The 19,847-nt window shown below is 29.3% G+C and carries 19 protein-coding genes and 2 pseudogenes; 10 read left to right on the top strand and 11 right to left on the bottom strand.

The features are described from left to right. From FMAG_RS13805 to FMAG_RS06140, 5 genes and pseudogenes are all read left to right on the top strand, one after another. A pseudogene (locus FMAG_RS13805) lies at window positions 1-284 on the top strand (hypothetical protein); the annotation flags it as partial. A gap of 18 nt (window positions 285-302) precedes the next feature. After that, the gene (locus tag FMAG_RS06155; RefSeq protein WP_005885061.1) at window positions 303-599 is read left to right on the top strand and encodes a hypothetical protein; all 297 of its coding nucleotides are present in this window, start codon (window positions 303-305) and stop codon (window positions 597-599) included. A 104-nt stretch (window positions 600-703) separates the two neighbouring features. After that, on the top strand, window positions 704-1,048 hold the full coding sequence (locus FMAG_RS06150; RefSeq protein WP_005885060.1) for a hypothetical protein: 345 nt from the start codon (window positions 704-706) through the stop codon (window positions 1,046-1,048). A 482-nt stretch (window positions 1,049-1,530) separates the two neighbouring features. After that, window positions 1,531-2,235, top strand: coding sequence for a recombinase family protein (locus FMAG_RS06145; RefSeq protein WP_005885058.1), 705 nt, complete (start codon window positions 1,531-1,533; stop codon window positions 2,233-2,235). 89 nt (window positions 2,236-2,324) lie between these two features. Then, window positions 2,325-2,534, top strand: a complete 210-nt coding sequence (locus tag FMAG_RS06140) for a hypothetical protein (protein ID WP_005885056.1) — start codon at window positions 2,325-2,327, stop codon at window positions 2,532-2,534. 12 nt (window positions 2,535-2,546) lie between these two features. On the opposite strand, the gene FMAG_RS13800 is transcribed toward FMAG_RS06140, so the two are convergent. Further along, window positions 2,547-2,714, bottom strand: a complete 168-nt coding sequence (locus FMAG_RS13800; RefSeq protein ID WP_005885054.1) for a hypothetical protein — start codon at window positions 2,712-2,714, stop codon at window positions 2,547-2,549. Window positions 2,715-3,060: 346 nt separating this feature from the next. On the opposite strand from FMAG_RS13800, the pseudogene FMAG_RS06135 reads away from it, so the two are divergent. Together FMAG_RS06135 and FMAG_RS06130 are read left to right on the top strand one after the other, a co-directional pair. Further along, window positions 3,061-3,510, top strand: a pseudogene (locus FMAG_RS06135) (fructose-specific PTS transporter subunit EIIC); the annotation flags it as partial. 194 nt (window positions 3,511-3,704) lie between these two features. Then, window positions 3,705-5,258, top strand: coding sequence for a nitrite/sulfite reductase (locus FMAG_RS06130; protein ID WP_005885050.1), 1,554 nt, complete (start codon window positions 3,705-3,707; stop codon window positions 5,256-5,258). A 57-nt stretch (window positions 5,259-5,315) separates the two neighbouring features. On the opposite strand, the gene FMAG_RS06125 is transcribed toward FMAG_RS06130, so the two are convergent. The 6 genes from FMAG_RS06125 to FMAG_RS06100 form a co-directional block, all read right to left on the bottom strand. Next, window positions 5,316-6,548: a hypothetical protein gene (locus tag FMAG_RS06125; protein WP_005885048.1), complete on the bottom strand. Its 1,233-nt coding sequence runs from the start codon at window positions 6,546-6,548 to the stop codon at window positions 5,316-5,318. Between the two features lie 203 nt (window positions 6,549-6,751). Next, a complete protein-coding gene (locus FMAG_RS06120; protein WP_005885045.1) occupies window positions 6,752-8,425 on the bottom strand; it encodes an FAD-binding protein in 1,674 nt (557 codons plus the stop codon). Between the two features lie 232 nt (window positions 8,426-8,657). Continuing rightward, window positions 8,658-9,428 carry an EFR1 family ferrodoxin gene (locus tag FMAG_RS06115; RefSeq protein ID WP_005885043.1) on the bottom strand — a complete coding sequence of 257 codons (771 nt, stop codon included), beginning with the start codon at window positions 9,426-9,428 and terminating at the stop codon, window positions 8,658-8,660. A 19-nt stretch (window positions 9,429-9,447) separates the two neighbouring features. Continuing rightward, complete coding sequence (mnmA, locus tag FMAG_RS06110) at window positions 9,448-10,521, bottom strand: tRNA 2-thiouridine(34) synthase MnmA (RefSeq protein ID WP_005885041.1); 1,074 nt, start codon at window positions 10,519-10,521, stop codon at window positions 9,448-9,450. A gap of 12 nt (window positions 10,522-10,533) precedes the next feature. Beyond that, entirely contained in the window at window positions 10,534-11,154 is a 621-nt protein-coding gene (locus tag FMAG_RS06105; protein ID WP_005885040.1) for a LysE family translocator, read from the bottom strand. 22 nt (window positions 11,155-11,176) lie between these two features. Further along, entirely contained in the window at window positions 11,177-11,536 is a 360-nt protein-coding gene (locus FMAG_RS06100) for a zinc-ribbon domain-containing protein (protein WP_005885039.1), read from the bottom strand. Between the two features lie 177 nt (window positions 11,537-11,713). Between FMAG_RS06100 and FMAG_RS13795 the strand changes: the two genes are divergently transcribed. The 3 genes from FMAG_RS13795 to FMAG_RS06090 are packed head-to-tail and all read left to right on the top strand — an operon-like array spanning window position 11,714 to window position 13,151. Further along, window positions 11,714-11,860: a hypothetical protein gene (locus tag FMAG_RS13795; protein ID WP_005885038.1), complete on the top strand. Its 147-nt coding sequence runs from the start codon at window positions 11,714-11,716 to the stop codon at window positions 11,858-11,860. 8 nt (window positions 11,861-11,868) lie between these two features. After that, entirely contained in the window at window positions 11,869-12,153 is a 285-nt protein-coding gene (locus tag FMAG_RS06095) for a hypothetical protein (RefSeq protein ID WP_005885037.1), read from the top strand. 32 nt (window positions 12,154-12,185) lie between these two features. Further along, the gene (locus FMAG_RS06090) at window positions 12,186-13,151 is read left to right on the top strand and encodes a dipeptidase (RefSeq protein WP_005885036.1); all 966 of its coding nucleotides are present in this window, start codon (window positions 12,186-12,188) and stop codon (window positions 13,149-13,151) included. Window positions 13,152-13,180: 29 nt separating this feature from the next. Here FMAG_RS06090 and FMAG_RS06085 read toward each other — a convergent pair whose 3' ends face one another. The 4 genes from FMAG_RS06085 to ppdK form a co-directional block, all read right to left on the bottom strand. Then, window positions 13,181-13,753 (bottom strand): TetR/AcrR family transcriptional regulator, encoded by a 573-nt coding sequence (locus tag FMAG_RS06085; protein WP_005885035.1) that lies wholly within the window; start codon window positions 13,751-13,753, stop codon window positions 13,181-13,183. A 25-nt stretch (window positions 13,754-13,778) separates the two neighbouring features. Beyond that, the gene (locus FMAG_RS06080; protein WP_005885033.1) at window positions 13,779-15,140 is read right to left on the bottom strand and encodes an OmpP1/FadL family transporter; all 1,362 of its coding nucleotides are present in this window, start codon (window positions 15,138-15,140) and stop codon (window positions 13,779-13,781) included. Between the two features lie 88 nt (window positions 15,141-15,228). Further along, the gene (locus FMAG_RS06075; RefSeq protein ID WP_005885031.1) at window positions 15,229-17,184 is read right to left on the bottom strand and encodes a fructose-1,6-bisphosphatase; all 1,956 of its coding nucleotides are present in this window, start codon (window positions 17,182-17,184) and stop codon (window positions 15,229-15,231) included. 87 nt (window positions 17,185-17,271) lie between these two features. Further along, on the bottom strand, window positions 17,272-19,839 hold the full coding sequence (ppdK, locus tag FMAG_RS06070) for a pyruvate, phosphate dikinase (protein ID WP_005885029.1): 2,568 nt from the start codon (window positions 19,837-19,839) through the stop codon (window positions 17,272-17,274). Between the last annotated feature and the right edge of the window lie 8 nt (window positions 19,840-19,847).

Here is a 19,847-nt window from a genome sequence, read left to right as displayed (position 1 = left end):
ATGATTTAGATTTATCTCATATAAAGAGTAGTATAGAATATCTATCTACTCTCATTCTAGATATTGAAGTACAAGATAGTGAAACATTTATTCATCTACTGGATTACCATAATCAATTATTTTTAAGTTACAATGGCCAGATGCACAAATGGCTTAAAGAAAAAGGAGAGGTAATAACTCCAGAAATGATATTAAAATTTAAACTTAATCAAAAATGGGGACAAATAAATCCCCAAGATGTCAAAAGAAGATACAATAACATTAAAAGTTATTGGAATAAATAAAATAAGGAGGGATAAAATATGAAAGATTTTATCATTAACAATGCCGAGATTTTAGGAACTATTGCAGTATTTTTTATTGGCCTATTTTTACCTAATCCTAAAATATTTTCAGTAGGAAAAAAAGTGGGAGAAAAAATTCCTAAAAAACTTAGAGAAGAATTAGCTGATAAGATTGACTCATTTGAACAAGGATTGAGAGGACAAAATGTAGATGGAGATGGATCTCTAACTTCAAATGAGCAAATAAGTGAAGGAGTATCTAAACTTAAAGTTGATTTGGGTTTAGAGGAATCAAATTTAAAAAACAAGGTTTAGAACTTGAAATAAATCCTTGGGAACATAAAACTAATCTAATTAAACTAAAAGTATATAGAAGAGCTAACTCTATAAGAGAGCTCTTCAAGTTCTAAGGAGGAATTATGCCTGAAATAACTAATAAAGTTCTTGGTGCAGTTATAGTATTAATATTTGGAGCTCTATCAGCATTTAGTGGCTGGTTATGGACAAGTGTTTCTAAACATAATGAAACTCTAACAAGTCATGAAACTAAAATTATAACAATTGAAGATAAAGTAAAAGAAATGGATAAGGACTTTGACAAGTTAGGAGATGTTTATGTAACTAGGAGAGAGTTAAATATTATCCTTGAAAACATAGACACTAAATTATCTAATGTTAGTATGAATGTGAATAATATGCAAGTAAGCACTCAAGCAATAAATGAAAAATTAGATAAACTAACTGAAAAACTTTATCAAAAATAATTTAAAGGCAGCCATCAAAAATTTGGTGGCTGTTTTTATTTACTTATTAAATAAGATATGCTATACTTAAAAAGGTTTGATTGAAGCCTCTTTAACTCAATGGAGGTGATGTGCTATTCTAGAAATCATCCTAGAACACATGTAGCATTTGCTGTCTGCTCGATTTTGATTGGGGATATTCCCAATATGCAGGGACCTGGGAGCATATGTTATAAATGAAAATCCAGGCAACTATGAGAATAGTCGAGACTACATATACCAAGCCATAAGAGTGTGATATAATCACACTCTTTTTATTATATATATTAAAATTATAAAAAAATAATTTGTATTGTTTAAGGTACACCTTAAATAAAATATATTACGTTTTAAACGTCATTCAAAAAAATAACTAAAATATATTGAAATTATACCTCAAATATGTTATTATATAAATAACTAAATAAACGGGCGATTAAACCGAAATAAAAGGAGGAAGAAAAATGAAATATGGATATTGTAGAATTTCTACTCCAAAACAATCTCTGGCTAGACAAATAGAAAATATAAATAAATCTCATCCAGATGCTAAAATTTATCAAGAAGTTTTTACTGGAACCATTTCCAATAGAAAAGAATGGAATAAATTAAAAAAAATAGTTGCTCCAGGAGATACCATAGTATTTGATAGTGTTTCCAGAATGAGTAGGAATTCATCAGAAGGAATAAAAGATTATTTTGAATTCTACAACAAAGGAATAAACTTAATATTTTTAAAAGAACCATATATAAATACTGAACTTTATAAAGAGCAACTCAAAACAAATGAAAATATAAAAACAAATGATACTGATTTAAATGACACTATAATGAAAGGGGTAAGAGAATATCTTGTAATTTTAGCTAAACGACAAATACAAATAGCCTTTGACCAATCAGAAAAAGAGGTTCAAGACCTAAGAATAAGAACCAAGGAAGGTCTAAGAGAAAAAAAAGCTCAAGGTGTTATTCTTGGAAGAAAAACAGGAACTATTATTGTAACTAAAAAAGAAAAAGAGTTCTCTGAAAAAATAAAAAAATTAGCTAAAAGTTTTGGTGGTAATTTTAAAGATAAAGAAATTATAGAAATGTTTAACATGAGACCAGCAACTTACTATAAATATAAAAAAAATATAAAAATAGCCATGGAAAATGAAATTGAGAGTTAAATCTAAAAAAATGACCTCACAAAATCGTTTTTAAGGTACGTCAAAATAAAAAAAGGTATTAGAGTATACCTACAAAAAGGAGGAATATTATGAAAAAGTATTATGCCATTTATAACATTAGTTATGATAGACACGAGCCACTATGTATTTGTGAAAATTTAGAGGAAGTAATAGAACTTACAAGAGATTACCAAAAATCTCAAAGAGTAAAATATGGAGATTATGTAGAAATTACAGAAGATGAATGGTACAAAGTTGTAGCAGGAAAACCTTTAGAAAGACTAAAAAGAGAGGAGTAATCCTCTCTTTTTTTACTCTTCGACCATTTCATCCAAGAACTCGCCCCAAAAAGCTCCTGTTTTATCCATTCTTTCTATTTGAGAGTCAGTGAGATAGATTTCATATAAACAAGCTCCTGCAACTTCAGCAACTATTTTTTTCCTACTAAAAAAATTTGTTATATCGTGCCTTTTTTTCATTTGTACCACTCTCCTATTTTTTCTATATAATAACCTTGGTCTCTGAGACCGTCAAGTATTTTTTCACTTGCAAGTAAAAATATCATAACCTCATCCCAGTGGGATGTCAAGATATATTTATATATTGTATATATTTGACTTTTTTAAAAAAATATACTTTTTCACTCATTTGTCACATAAAACATATTTAAACGTTATTTTTATATTTATAAACAAAAAAGTCAAGTTTTTTCCTTGACTTTTTTATATATTTAATATATAATATAATTGCTCATATACCATGTGTATAAGGAGATACCAGCTCGACTTATGTCAGAACTGGCTTTTTTTATTGCTCTAAATATTTATGGGAGGTCCTATTAATAAAGCTGCTTTCACATTTGGTATTGCTATGATAACAGCTGGAAACTATTATCCTCATGCTGCTGTAATGGCTGGAGGAATGGTTCCACCTCTTGGAATAGCTCTAGCTACTACTTTCTTTAAAAATAAATTTACTAAAGATGAGAGAGATGCTGGAAAAGTTTGCTATATTATGGGATTATCATTCATCACAGAAGGTGCTATTCCATTTGCTGCTTCTGACCCTATTAGAGTTATCCCAGCTTGTATAATTGGTTCTGGAATTGCTGGAGGATTATCAATGTTCTTTAAGGTACAATTACCAGCTCCACATGGTGGATTATTTGTACTACCTGTTGTAACTAATCCTATTATGTATCTAGTAGCTATAGTAGTCGGTTCTGTAATTACAGCTTTAATCTTAGGGTTTATTAAAAAACCTGTTCAAGAGTAATTAAAAATATATTTAATATAGGAAGAAAATTTATTCTAGAGTAATAAAATAAATTTTCTCCTTTTTTATTATAGTTGTCTAATTTTATCAATTATAGAATATTCTTATAATATAATAAGAAATCATTATTTTTAATTTTAACAAAAATATATTATACTATCATAATAATAAAAAATTTTAAAGGAGTTATATCTATGCAAAATCAATATGAACTTTTAAAAAATGAGATAAAAACTTTCCGTGAAGAGGGGCATAAATTTTTCAACAAAGAGCTTTCTGTAGGAGATTTCAAAAAAATATCTGGTGGAATGGGAGTTTATGCACAAAGAGGAGGAGAGAAGTTCATGATAAGACTTCGTACAAATTCTGGGCTACTACCTCTTAATCAGTTAAAATTAACAGAATCATTCTTAACAGATTTTAATATAGAAAAATTACATATAACTACAAGACAAGCTATACAACTACATGATTTATCAATAGATGATGTTTGTGATATTATGGAGAAAGCTCTTAATAATGGACTTTATACTCGTGGTGGAGGTGGAAACTTCCCAAGAAACGTAAGCCTTTCTCCTATGTCTGGAGTAGAAAAAAATGAAGCTTTTGACGTTACTGAATTTGCTAATGCAATTAGTAAATACTTAATGGAAAGAATAACTACATATCACCTACCTAGAAAATTAAAAATTTCAATGTCATCTAGCTCAACTGATGGTGGAAACTCTACTATAAATGACTTAGGATTTATAGCTAAAGTTGAGAATGGAGATGCTTATTTTGATATGTACATAGCTGGTGGATTAGGAAATAATCCAGAAATCTCTATTCCATATGGAAAGAAAGTAAAACCTAAAGAGATACTTTATTATGTAGAAGCTATGGTAAATCTATTTATGGCTGAGGGAGATTATAATAATAAAGCTAAAGCTAGAACTAGATATATTCCAAAAAGAATGGGAAGAGAGGAGTTTTTAGCTGCTTTTGATAAACACCTAGAAGAAGTTAAAAATTCAAAAGACTTAACTTTAAATTTAAAAGCAACTCTTTCTAAAACTCAAGAAACTTATACTCATTCTCTAGCTGAAACACCATCACTTTTACATCAAAGACAAGATGGATTATATACTCTAATAATACACCCAGTAAATGGACAACTTTATCATCAAGATTTTAAAAACTTAGTAGAGTTTTTAGAAAATAATAAGAATGCTGAAGCTAGATTAAGTATGAATGAAGATATCTATGTAAGAAATCTTACTGAAGAGCAAGTAAAAGAACTAAATGAGATTGTAAAAAATTACAATGGACAAACAAAAATTAGACAAAGTGTAAGTTGTATTGGAGTTCCTACTTGTCAACTAGGTATAGAGCAAAGTCAAACTTTGTTAAAAAATATCTTAACTTATCTATCTGATAACAATATAAAAGAGGATAAGTTACCAAGTGTTCATATCTCTGGTTGTCATAACTCTTGTGGAAGACATCAAGCTGCAGATTTAGGATTTGTTGGTGGTAAGAAAAAAGTTGGAGATGCCTTAGAAGATGTATTTGATATATATGTAGGTGGTCTTGTAAAAGAGGGAGAAACAGCTTTAGGAGAAAAAGTTGGAACCATAATTATGAGAGATATCCCTACTTTTATTGGAGAGCTAGCTAAAAAATTAGAAAATGAAAATATGGAATATAAAGAATTTATAAAAAATAGAGAAAACTTTTTAGAGGTAGCTAATAAATTTTTCGTATAACTAAATATAAAAAAACTACACAGATTTTAAAAATTTGTGTAGTTTTTTATTTTACTTTTATTTTAAAAATAGGTCAAATTTTTGTGGAAGCTCATTAGGGAGATATTTTCTATAATAATCTAGTATTTTTAAAGCTCCTTGATAATCTTTAGTTGTTTTTAAAAGTTCTAAATACTCTACTTCTATACTTTGTACAGAGTAAAAATCACTCTTATCTAAAACTTCGAATAGTTCTCCTATTATAGCTACTCTCTCTTTTTCTAAATTTTTTAATACTCTACCTACAACTAGAGCTTCCATATAATAAGCCTTTGTTTCTTTTATTTTTCCTAGTTCTTTTGCTCCCTTTGCTAAAATATAAAAAATATCAAAAGTTTCTAAGGTGCTTTCTACAAACTCTGAAACAATACTCTTACATTTTTCATAATATTTTTTTATTAAATCCTTATCAGATAGTTCTAAACCTATTTTTATAATCTCACAATAAGCCAATACTTTTTCTTGCGATTCTTTTCCTTTTGCTAAAGAAGAGTACTCTTTTATAGTATCTTCTATCCTATTTTGTTCTTTATAAACTCTAGCTAATAAATTTCTAACTATATATAATGTATCTTCATTTTTAGTTTTTTTATGTAGATAGTTTATAATCTCTAGTGCTTCATCATACTCTTTTATTTCTATTAAAGCTCTAGCATATGAATACTTTAATTTTTCATTTTCTGGTGTAAGTTTTTCTTTTGGTAACCAAGATGAAAATTTTCTATAAGTATAGATTGCTCCTTGAAAATCTCCTATATTTTCACAGATAAAAAACATATCCTGTAATTTATCTTTCAGATTTTTTATCTTTCTTACTCCATGGAAAGATTTTAAAAGATATTCTCTAGCTAATGTATACCTCTCTCTATTTTTAAATCTAATATAAAGTTTTTCACAAAATTCACTTCTCTCTTTAGGCTCAAGCTCATAAAGTGCTTCTTCTATTATCCATAAATTTTCGTTGCTAATATTTATTTCACTTTTTAACATCTCATTTAGAAATTCTATAGCCTGCTTCTCTTTTGTTTTCATTAAGTCTGCTAAAGATATTCTATCTGTTATTCCTCTCTCTTCGAAAATTTTATGAAAGTTTTTACATAATAATTTGGCAGTCTTTTCTGTAAGAGATCTCTTTCCAATCTCTATCATTCCTAAAAAAACTCTTGTTATATCTTCCCCTACTAGTTCCCCTTGAGTTATTTTATATTTCTTTCTTAATCTTAATAGTTTCTCTTCTGGTGATAAAAACATTGAATTTCCCCCTTATCATTTTAGAATTTATAGATTCAATTTTTTTATTATAAATATTATATACTATTTTTTTATAAATGTATAGTTTTTTAATATATTTCTGTAATAATTCCTATTAAAATTAATATTTTTTATACATTTTACTATATATATTAAAAATAAAAACTGATATAGAGAAATTCTCTATATCAGCTCCTATACTTTTATTTATTGATATATTTAGCAGCCTCTTGTCCTGCAATACGTCCAAATATAACAGCAGCACTATAAGCTCCAGAGTTACTATTAGCTACTTCTCCAGCAGCGTATACTCCCTCTACTACTTGATTATTATTATCTATTACTTGTGTTTTTTCATCAGCTACTACTCCACCTCTTGTCATATGTACAGCTGATTCTACTTGTACTCCATAATAAGGTCCTTGTGAAGCAAATTCAAATTTAGTAGGTTTCTCTCTAAATTCATCTTTCTTCTCTCCTCTTACAGCTTTATTAAACTCTTCCACAGTAACTTTTAAATTATTTTTATCAATTCCTAATTTATCTGCCAACTCATCTAAAGTTTGGGCTTTTGTATGATATCCTAAAGCTGTATATTTTTGTAAACGATAACTTGAATCATATAATCTTTGGTCATAGATATAAAAAGCCGCAGAATCTTTTTGAGCTAAAATCTTTTGAGCTGTTTCAAATCTAGTAGCATAAGTTATACTTTCACTTGTAAATCTTTTTCCATCTTTATTAACTAGAATGAATCCATCTCCCCCACCTGTTAAATCTCTTGTTTTACTGATAATAAATGGGAATATATTTAATACTTCTAGGTTTTCTACTTTAAAATTATTTTTTTCAAATACTGGTATAAAATCTCCAGTAGCTCCTATTTGGTTAGATGTTTGAAAAACTTCTGAACCAGGAACATATCTCTTTAACAGCTCTTTATTAGCTGAAAATCCTCCAGTAGCTATAATAACTGCCTTAGAGTTTATATCATAGAAATTATTTTTATTTTGTACTTTTACTCCTGATACCTTACCATCCTTCATTATTAAGTCAAGTCCTTTTGTCCCAGTACGAACATCTATTCCTAACTCTTTTACTCTTTTCTCCATCTTATCTTGGATATGAGCTCCTGCGTAGGCATCTTTTTCAGCCATATGTCCTCTACTTCCATAATAGTAATTTAATTCTATTCCCATACCTCTAAGCCAATTATCTAGCACATACGCTCCCTCTGCTTGAGCTCTTATACGCTCTGGAGTATCAAGTGGATTGCTATTATCTGCTATTAATTTTTCAACAGAGTCCTCTACTCCTGCTTTTCTTTGAGCTTCTGAGTTTATTAAATCATAGAAGTTCATATCATATTTACCATTTCCACTTAAAATATCCATTTTTTCAATTAAAATTATATTATTGAGTCCACCTTCCTTAGCTGAGATAGCTGCCGTTAATCCAGCTGGTCCTCCACCTATAATTACTAAATCTGTATTTACAGGCTCTAAATATGCTACTGGTTGCTCTGGTGCTGAAGTTTTAAAGTTTATTCTTCCAAAATCTTTCCCAGCTTTTTTCATTGCTTGTCCTACTGCTCTTTTTATTCCTGTTGAAGTATAAGTTGCTCCTGATACACTGTCAACTATTGGAGATTGTGCTTTTAAAATTCTTTCTTTCATTATAGGAAAAGCTCTTGAGATAATATGAGAAGTTTCTTTATCAGATATTAACTTTATATCTTCTATTTTCTCTCCATCTGTTACAACTTTTAATTGTATATCTCCAGAAAACCCTCCTCCTTTTCCATCATACTCTTTCATCTCATTAGAAAATGATAGAGTAGTACAAGCTAATAAAAAACTTAATATCAATTTTTTCATACTTTCTTTCCTCCATTTTTAGTCATTCTTTGTTATTATACTATTTTTTATTTTTCCTGTAAAATAATTTTTATAAACTTTTTAATTGTTTATAGTACTTTTATAACAAATAAAGTTAATTTTTATTTTAAAATTATTTAATATAATCTTTTCAAAATATAAAATAAAAAAGAAGAAATTATCATTCCAAACTTCTAAGTTCAGATAATAATTTCTTCTCTTATTTTTTTATTTAAAGAAATAGTTCTGGCTCTTTTCTCTCTCTAAATTTGCTTTCTAACATCTCTATTATAGGTTGAACAGGATTATTTATTACCTCTCTTCCCTCAAATTCACAAATTTTTATACAAGCATAACAGTGTATACATTTTTCTATATCCACATTTGTAGGATTATTACTATCAATAGCTCCTACTGGACATACTTTCCAACATTTTTTACATAAAATACATTTATCATTAGAAGCAGGAGCAAATACTCTTACTGGCATATCTGGTTTATATGGACGATTACCTAAAAGATTTGGCCTAAAATAATCTTCTCTCTCTATCTTTTCTGCTATTTTTTTTCCAAAATTAAAAGCTATATCTAAATCATTACTATCAGGTCTATTAGTTCCAACTTTTCTAGTATATGAGTGTTCACCTATAAAAGCTCCTCCAGCTAAAATAGAAAAACCATTTTTTTCTAATATATCCTCTAACTCTACAAGAGCATCTTCATAAGCTCTATTTCCATATACTACTACAGGAACAGCATACCCACTACCCTTTATTCCTCTTAAAGTTTCCAATATTATTTGAGGAACTCTACCACCATAGACAGGAACTCCTACTATTACAAGAGTATCCTCTTCATTTACATACTCTTTACTATTTTTCTCTATAAAAGTAATATTTTCCTCTATTATATCTTTTCCTATCCCTCTAGCTATCTTTTCTACAACTTTTTTTGTTGTATTTGTAGGACTAAAATAATAATACTTTACTCTATTGATTGTCATAATCCACCTCTGTATATCCTTAAATTATAAATCCACTTCCTAAAACTTTTTTCTCTTCATTATAGAAAACTACTCCTTGTCCTGGAGTTACTGCCCTTACTTTATCCTCTATAAATCTTACTTTTACATTTCCATTTTCTAAAACTTCCAGTTGACATTTATGTAATTTATCTCTTGAACGAGTTTTTGCCCAACAAACCACTCCATTTAATTCCTCTAATCTATCAAAAGATATTAAATTTACATTTTCAGCAATAAGTTCACCTTTAAATAGTTGCTCATTATCTCCTACTATTACATTATTATTTTTACTATCTAACTCTATTACATATAGAGGTTTTTCTTGAGATATTCCAAGTCCTTTTCTTTGTCCAATTGTATAAAATGCTAATCCATTGTGTTTTCCCAAAACTTTCCCATCAGTTGTAACAATATTTCCTTTTTTCCCAGCTCTTCCCTTTGTATTTTCAAGTAAAAACTCTTTTAGTTTTCCATCTTCTACAAAGCATATCTCTTGAGAGTCTTTTTTAGCATATACCCTTACTCCTAATTGCTCAGCTAACTCTCTTACTTTTGGTTTCTCTAAATCTCCAATTGGGAACATTAAATATTTTAAATTTTCTTTATTAATTTGCGAAAGAAAATATACTTGGTCTTTGTTTGGGTCATCTCCCATTGATAAAACTCCATCTTTTAATTGTGTATAGTGTCCTGTTGCCATAAAGTCAGCTCCCTTTGAACGAGCAAAATCTATAAGCATTCCAAATTTTATATGCTTGTTACAAACCATACATGGATTAGGTGTTTTACCTTGTAAATACTCCTCTATAAAATAATCCATAACTTTAGTTTTAAACTCTTTTGTTGCATCTAATACATAGTGAGGAATTCCTAAATCCTCACATACTTTTTTAGCATCTTCGTCTTCAGGATTACAAGTTCTCATAGTTATTCCTATTAAATCATATCCTTGTTTTTTTAAAATATATGCTACAGTAGAAGAATCCACTCCACCACTCATAGCTACTGCTATCTTTATATTTTTATTTTTTTCATCATAAGTTACATATTTATCAAACTCTCTATTTTCCATTCTCTACTCCTCTTATAAAATCTTTAAAATACATTTTGCTAGTATCAGTATTCCAAAAGCGAAAATAATTCCTCCTGAAATTTGAGATATTTTTATAAGCCTTTCCTCATGTAATACTTTAGTAAAATTAGCAATAATATATGTTGTAATAAACCATTCAGTAGCTCCACCTAAAAATATTCCTGTAGCTATAAAAGGTGCTACTATTGATGGTTCCTCTGAATGTACTTGTAATGTTGTAAAAATTACAAGTATAGTAAATATTCCAGAAATATTTGCTAATGCTAAAAAAAATGTTGTAAAATAATCTTTTATCATTCCACTTGGAGTACACTCTATCTTTTTTATTTTTTCTCTCTTTTCAAATTTTTTCCACCCTATAAAAAGAAGGAAAATAGCTACTAATATTTGTAACCAAGATTCATACTTTACAATAAAATCTTCCACATTAGTTATAAATAAAAGAGCTATAAGTCCATAAAAAATATCAATTGTTACCATTCCTAAAGCTGAAATATATCCTTTTTTTTGCCCTTCTATCATAGTTTTTTCCATACAGTATATACCTACAGGTCCAAATGGTAGAGAAAGTATTAGTCCTGTAATTACACCTTTTAATGTTGTTAAAATCAATTTTTTACCTCCATTAATAAACTTAATCCTTTAAAGATTTTCCACATTTTGGACAATAAGAGAAACTACCAGCTATATTAGTACCACAATAGGGACAGGTATTTGTTTCTAATATTATTTTTTCAATATCTTCGTACTCTACTTCTCTTTTTTCTAAAACCTTTGTAATGGAGTCATTTTTTAATTTATAAACACTTCTACACTTATTACAAACTATAATATACTCTTTACTATATTTAAAAACTGGAATAAAAAAGATATCAAAACTTCTACTTAATTCCAACAAAGAAAACTTATCTCCTATACAGCCTGTACATTTGAAAGTAACCTCACCTAAATTTTTATTTTTATTTCCTATACCAAAGACTCCTATAAAAAACATTATCTCTCCTTGTTATTCTAGCAAAAACCTTCTGCAAATTATTTTCTACATTAAATTATATCACATTCTAAGAATCATTTAAAGAAAAATTAATTTTTTTAAATACCTATTTTCAATAGATTAAATATATTATATAATAGATAATAGAAAGTGTTAATATTTATGAAAGGAGTTACTTTGAAAAAAAATTTAACTGAAGAAGAGATAGAAAAACAAATGGAAAAAGCTTTAGATAAAATTCCAATGGAAATGAAAAAAATAAAATTTATATTGACAATAGTAAAAAAATTCAATAAATTAAAAACAATTTTTAAATTGAGGTAGGTGTATAGATGTTATCTGAAAAATTATTAAAAAAAATAGGAACAATAGCTAAAGAGTTTGAAAAAAGAGGTTACACTCTTGAAGAGGATTTAATAGAATTAGCTGGAACTAGAGAAGATATAGCTGAAAGGCTTGAGAATACAAAATTTAAAAAAATAGAGTTCTTCCAAGATGACGAACTTCATTCAGTAGGAATCACTTTAGAAGATGTACAGATAGAATTTTTTGTAACTGAGGGAGAAGATGAAGAGGGACCTTGGTATGAAGCAGAGGCAGAGATAATTTTCTTCTAAATAATAGATAAGTAGAACATAAAGGGGGCACTATGAAGATTTTTGATGGACATGCTGATATTTGGTATGATGTAGCAGAAAAAAGAAAATTAGGAGAGGAAAATATTGTAAAAAAATATCACTATGATAGACTTAAGGCTGGTCATATTATAGGGGGAATTTTTATAGCTTATCTTGAGCATAGAGAGGGACAAGATGATGAAAAAGAGATGTTTCATCTAATCAACTCTACAATTCATGAAATAAAAAATAATTCTGATATATTTAATATTATCAAGAAAAAAGGAGATTTTAATAGAGGAATTGTAGAGGAAAAACTAAGTGTCCTTATGGGAGTAGAGGGACTTAGAGCTATTGGAACTAACCTTGATTGGTTGGACACTCTATATGAATTAGGATTTAGACACGCTTCTCTCACTTGGAATGAAGAGAATGATTTAGCTACTGGAGTAGCTGGAAATGAAGAGAGAGGACTTACTTCTATTGGAATAGAAGCTGTAAAAAAAATGGAAGAGTTAGGAATGATTATAGATGTTTCCCATGCTAATGAAAAAACTTTTTGGGATATCTACAACAATACAACTAAACCATTTATAGCTTCACACTCAAATGCTAAATCTCTATGTAATCATAAGAGAAATCTCACTGATGAACAGATAAAAGCTATTGCTAGTAGAGATGGAGTAATTGGTATCAATGCCTATAAAGGATTTGTAGCTATTGATTCATATAAACAAAATTTAGAAAGATTTGTTGACCATATAGAATATATCATCTCTCTTGTAGGAGTAAGACATGTAGCTCTAGGATTTGATTTCTGTGAATATCTATATGCTGATAAAAAAGAGGAAGAGATAAATCCACAAGGATTAGAAAACGCTTCTAAGGCTATGGCTGTAATAGATGAATTATATAGAAGAGGTTACAGTGAAAGTGATATTAGAAAGATAGCTTTTGAAAACTTTATGAGAGTAATAGAAACAATTTTAAAAGATTAAAAATGAGAGAGGAAAATTCCTCTCTCAAATTATTTTTGGTAATCTTCTAATCTCTTATAGACTATGGTAGCTGCTGCTTCCATCAATCTCTCTTTTATAACCTCATCAGTTATGTTTTCATAATAATTTGTAGCTATAAGAGTAGCAAAGCCATGAGCGTACATCCAACAATCTATATAAAGATTTGTTTTAAATTCTTCATCAAGATTATCAAATCTACTATCCTTTGACATCTCATCTTTTATTAAATCTCTAAACTCTCTTATTACTTCGTTTCTTTTTCCTAAACTCTCTCTTAAAAAGATAGCTTGGAATAACTCTTTTTCCTCTCTAGCAAATATACAGATACCCATTCCTATATTTAAAAATATAGAATCTGTTCTCTCTTTTTTTACATAATCAAGGAAAAGTTTTTTAGCTTCATCAAGTAATTCATTTTTTAAAGTATCTATCGAACTATAAAAACTATATATTGGTGCTGGAGATGCTCCCAATGATTTTGCAAGGTTTCTAGCACTAATTCCATCTATCCCCTCAATTTTAAATACTTCAAAGGCAGTCTTATATACTTGCTCCTTTGTAAATATTGGTTTTTTTGGCATATGCTTTCCTCCTTAACAAATTCTATTAAAATCTCTTAGTATATCCTACTCCAAAGGCAGTTATACTTTTACTATATTCTGGATTTGAGATTCCCATTCCCTTATACTTCTCTGAGAAATGTCCTTCTTCAGAATCATAAAAATAATGAGCTACTGTAAATACCCATTCACTTGTTTCATCTGGATTATATTTTAATCCTGTTCCTACCATTATTGAATCAAGAGCAAACTCTACATCATCATAAGAAGTATATTTAGCTCCTGTATAAGCATAGTTTACTCCACCTAGTACTGCCCACTTAGGATTTATTCTATATTCTGTTCCTAATGCTATCTCATAACCATTATCATACTCAGCTTCTATTCCTTTTATTTGATGTCCACCTATTTCTGCTATTCCTACTACTTCATCCATTTTAGCATCTTTATTAAAATAATAATTTCCTGATAATCCAACTGTCCAATTATCAGTTACTTTATATGACATACCTGCTGCTAATATAGCTGGTAAATCTCTTCTTGTTTTAGTTCCAGGCATATATTCAGGATAAAAACTTCCAAATCCTAAATTTAATACTGGAACATCATTTTTACTTCCCTTTGCTTCAAAATCTAACTTTACTCTACTATCATATCTCATTGCCAAATTTAATTTTTCAGTAGCTTGATAATTAACTCCTAATTGAAATCCATAACCCCAAGCTGTTCTTTCTGAATCTATATCAGCATGAATTTTCCCACCAAAAAATTTATCTATCATTCCTTGAGATAATTTATCATCACTTATTAAATTTAAATCACCTTTTAACTCTCTAATACCATAAACTAATCTACCAGCTGCTGATAGTGATAGTTTATTATCAATTTTCCAAACTTTACCTAAAGTAGTTTGAGCATAAAGATTTTTTCCTTCTGCTGATGAACCAGCATCCTTTAAATCTTTAATTAGATATCCTCCAATATTTATTCCACCCATTCCATTTACTATATCAGGAATTACAGCTGTACCAGCTACTCCATCATCATATTTAAGGTCTCCTCCACCTGCTATTCCACCAAATGTCCAATAAAGAGCAGAATCATCTTCTACTTTATACAAAGCAAAGTTAGGTATAGGTTGAAATAAGTCAGCCTTATAATCTTTGTCATTATATTCCATCTTCTCATGTCCAACAGCTAATTGAGCTCCTATATGAACATAAGTTCCCTTTTCTAAGTTTACAATACCAGCTGGGTTATAATAAACAGAAACGTTATTTATCATACCATTTTGAGCTTGGTTTCCTAAATATTCTGGTGTATATGTTTGAATGTGGTCGATAGAAGCTCCATAAGCCACTGATGTTAATACAGCAGTCAGAGCTAATAATCCTAATCTTTTTTTCATTTTTCCTCCTACTATCTTTAATAACATATGTAATATATCATTTTTTCTTTAATATTTTATTAAATAAAGATTAAAATTTTTTAATCTTTTAGATAGTTTGAGAAATTAAACCTTTATTATAAGCATTTAAAAGTTTCTTTAAATCATTTACTTGAGTTTGTAGCTCTTTTCCTATATCTGTATCTTTTACTCTTATTCTATTTATACTTGTATCCTCTATTAATCTTGTAGATGAGATAATATCCCTTCCCTCTTTTACAGCTTTTTCTACTGATTCAAAAGGTTCATGAGCTACTATTTTAAGTCCATAAGAGTTATATATAAGAGTATATCCAGCTATACCTGTTTCTTTTTGGTAAGCTTTAGAAAATCCTCCATCTATTATATACAATCTTCCATTAGCTTTTACAGGACTCTCCCCTTTAAGAGTTTTTACAGGTACATGTCCATTTATAATATGTGATATATTAGGATTTAATCCAAACTCTTCTAATATTTTTCTACAAGTACTCTCTTCATTACAATAACTATAATATGGATTTTTTCTCTCTACATGTATACTCTTATCATCTATAAAATATCTTTCAAAAGTTTTCATAGCATCTTTACCAAAAAGTGGAGAATTTTTTCCACACCATAGATACCATAAAAAATCATTATAAAATATTTTCTTATCCTTTTTCTTTCTATAATAATAAGCTTCTCTTACAAGCTCCTCTATTTTATCTAAATATTTTTTCCCTTTTAATTTTTCTCCAAGAAGAGTAACCTCTCTTAGCTCCCCATCTTCATTAAGAGGAATACAACCATGATAAAGTAGATTAGAGTTATATTTTAGGTAGACACTTCCATTAGTAAAGAAAAACTCTATATGTTTTTGTAATCTTTCACTATTTACAAAAAATCTCTCTAATTTTTCCATTACATCTTCCTCTTCCTTTGTAAGAAGATATGGGTTTTCTCTATCTATTGTAGGAAAGTTTCTATCGTTTAATTCATACTCCTTTCCCTCTACCTCTACTACTCCTCTATCAAAATCTATCTTATCTAAAAGCTGTCTATCCATCAAATCAAAATCTGGATTTCTTTTTGCCATCTCCCCTTCTATTTTAAATTGTATTATAGAGATAGCCTTATGTATTTGAGCCATCAAATGACTCTTTCTCTCTCCTTTAGGAATAAAGTTTTTACACTCATCATCTCCATAAGTTTCCATAGCAAAGGTAGCTAGTGGAAGCATATTTATTCCATAAGCTTCCTCTAATATATCTGTATTGGAATATCTAGCACAAATTCTTACTACATTGGCAATACAAGCTCTATTTCCAAGCCCTGCCCCTATCCATAACATATCATGGTTACCCCATTGAATATCAGTATTATGATGTTTCATAAGTGAATCCATAATTAGATGTGGACTACTTCCTCTATCATAGATATCTCCTATTATATGTAATTTATCTATCATAAGTCTTTGTATCAAATCGGCTATTGCTTTTATAAACTCCTTTGCTCTTCCAATAGAGATAATAGTATCTATAATATTTTCTACATACTCTTTTCTATTAGGTAACTCTTTTCTTTCATAGATTAGCTCTTGCAATACATAGGCAAAATCTTGTGGCATAGCTTTTCTTACCTTTGAACTAGTATATTTAGAAGCTGTCATACTACATATCTCTATCATTCTATATATAGTGTTCTTTAGCCATTTATCTAAATTTTGCCCATTTTTCATTATATAATCTACCTTTTTAGTAGGATAATATATGACACTAGCTAACTCTTTTTTATCATAATTACTTAGCTCATCTTTAAATATATCATTTATCTTCTCTTTTATAGTTCCAGAACCATTTTTTAACACATGATGAAAAGCATCATACTCACCATGTATGTCTGTTAAGAAATGTTCTGTTCCCTTTGGTAAATTCAATATTGCTTGTAAGTTGATTATCTCTGTTGTAGTTTCAGAGATATTTCTAAATTTTGTAGATAACAGTTTTAAATATTTTAGCTCTAAATTCTCATCTCTAGTACCCATATTCTCTCCTTAATTTCTGTATTTTATTATAAAAAGAAAACTAAGAATTGCTTCAAAACTCCACAATTCTTTAGTTTTCTTTATTTTCTATCTTCTATATTTTATATGACTTTGAGCTGCAGCAACTATAGCTACTAAAACTCTAAATGGAGAACAGCTTACATAATCTAATCCTACTTGTTCAAAGAACTCTATACTCTTAGGATCTCCACCATGCTCTCCACATACTCCCATCTCTATATGTGGATTTTTTCTTCCAAGTTCTACAGCTAGTTTTACTAATTTTCCTACTCCTCTTTCATCTATTGTTGCAAAAGGCTCAACTTTTAATATTCCATTTTCATAATACTCTGGCATAAATTTAACTGAGTCATCTCTTGAAAGTCCCATAGTAGTTTGAGTTAAGTCATTAGTTCCAAATGAGAAGAAATCCACCTCTGCTCCTATCTCATCAGCAAGTAAACAAGCTCTTGGAGTTTCCATCATAGTTCCTAGTTTATAATCTATTCTCATACCTTGCTCTTCAAATACCTTTTCTATCTCTGCAATTAGATTTTTCTTAATAAATAATAACTCTTTTGCTCCTATTATTAAAGGTATCATTATCTCAGGTTTAACATCTAGTCCCTCTCTCTTACATTGTATTCCAGCTTCTATTATTGCTCTAGCTTGTACATTATATAGTTCTGGACGAGTTACAGCAAGTCTACACCCTCTATGCCCTAGCATAGGGTTTTCATCTTTTAGATTTCTTACTCTTCTCTCTATCTCTTCAAGTGATACTCCTAGAATTTCAGCCATCTTCTCTTTATCTTTTTGCTCTTTTGGTAAAAATTCATGTAAAGGTGGGTCAAGAAGTCTTACTATAACTACATCATTTTCTACTACTTTAAATATATTATAGAAATCCTCTCTTTGTAATTGGTGCATCTTTTCTAAGGCTCTTGCTACCTCATCAGTATCATGGCTAAGTATCATACCTCTAATTGTCCAAATTTTATCTTTTTGGAAAAACATATGCTCAGTTCTACAAAGTCCTATTCCCTCAGCTCCAAATCCTTTTCCTAATTGAGCATCTGTTACTGTATCAGCATTCATTCTTATTCCTAATCTTTTTATCTCTTTACACCAACTTACAAACTCTTTTAAGTTATCATCAAATTGTGGCTTTGTAAGTCCTACTTTTCCAAGATAAATCTCTCCTGTATATCCACTGATTGAGATAAACTCTCCCTCTTTTACTGTATAACCATTGATTGTCATCTCTCTTCTTATATCATCTATCTTGATATCTCCACAACCTGTTACACAACATTTTCCCATACCTCTTGCCACAACAGCTCCGTGAGAAGTTGCTCCACCTTTTACTGTTACTATTCCTTGAGCTAAACTTATTCCTTTAATATCTTCTGGAGATGTTTCCTCTCTCACAAGTATAGTCATCTCTTTAGTGTGCACTCTTTCAGAAGCAAATACCACTCTACCAATAGCTACTCCAGCAGAACCAGCTAATCCTTTACCTAATAGTGTAGCATTTTTTAAAGCAGCTGGTTCAAAGTTTCCATGTAATAATTGTGGTAATACAGCAGGGTCTACTTTCATTATTGCTTCCTCTTTAGTTAAAAGCCCCTCTTTTACCATATCTACAGCAATTTTTATAGCTGCATATGGACTTCTCTTACCATTTCTTGTTTGTAATAAGAAAAGTTTTCCATCTTCAATAGTAAACTCTATATCTTGCATATCTTTATTGTGCTTCTCTAAAATATCAGCTATCTTTAAGAACTCTTCATAAACAGATGGTAATTCCTCTTTTAATCTATCAATTGGTTCAGGAGTTCTAATTCCAGCTACTATATCCTCTCCTTGAGCTTTCAATAAATACTCTCCAAATACATGTTTCTCTCCAGTAGATGGATTTCTTGTAAAGGCTACCCCTGTTCCTGATTTTTCATTTAAGTTTCCAAATACCATCTCTTGAACTACCACTGCTGTTCCCATACTGTCATCTATTCTATTTATTCTTCTATATACTTTTGCTCTCTCATTTTCCCAAGATTTAAATATAGAGTTTATAGCCATAAACAACTGTTCTTTAGCACTCTCTGGGAAAAACTTACCTGTTTCTTCCCAATACATTATCTTAGCTCTATTGATTAGCTCTTGGTTAGAAACTCTTCCTTTTAATTTTTTTCTCAATTCAAAGAATAACTCTTTTTCTACTCCCATAACTATCTCAGAGAACATTTGAATAAATCTAAAATATAAATCATATACAAAGTTTTCATTTTCAAAGATTTTTACCATATTTTCTGCTGTCTTATCATTCATACCTAGATTTAATATAGTATCCATCATTCCAGGCATAGACACAGGTGCTCCAGACCTTACTGAAACAAGCAATGGTTTTTCGCCTTCAAATTTTTTTCCTGTCATTTCCTCTAGTTTATTTATTTGTTCTAATACCTCATTTTTTAACTCTTCGCTTAAAAGCTCCCCATTCCCATAATATTCTTTACAAGCTTCAGTAGATATGATAATCCCCTCTGGAATAGGTAATCCTATTTTCTTCATCTCAGCTAGGTTACCACCTTTTCCTCCCAATAAATTTATCATACTCTTATTTCCCTCTGCAAATAAATAAACTCTTTTCATTTTAACCT

Source organism: Fusobacterium mortiferum ATCC 9817, from assembly GCF_000158195.2.
GTDB classification, from domain to species: Bacteria; Fusobacteriota; Fusobacteriia; order Fusobacteriales; family Fusobacteriaceae; genus Fusobacterium_A; species Fusobacterium_A mortiferum.
Note: the sequence above shows the minus strand (reverse complement) of the source record. Positions and strands in the feature narration are given on the sequence as shown.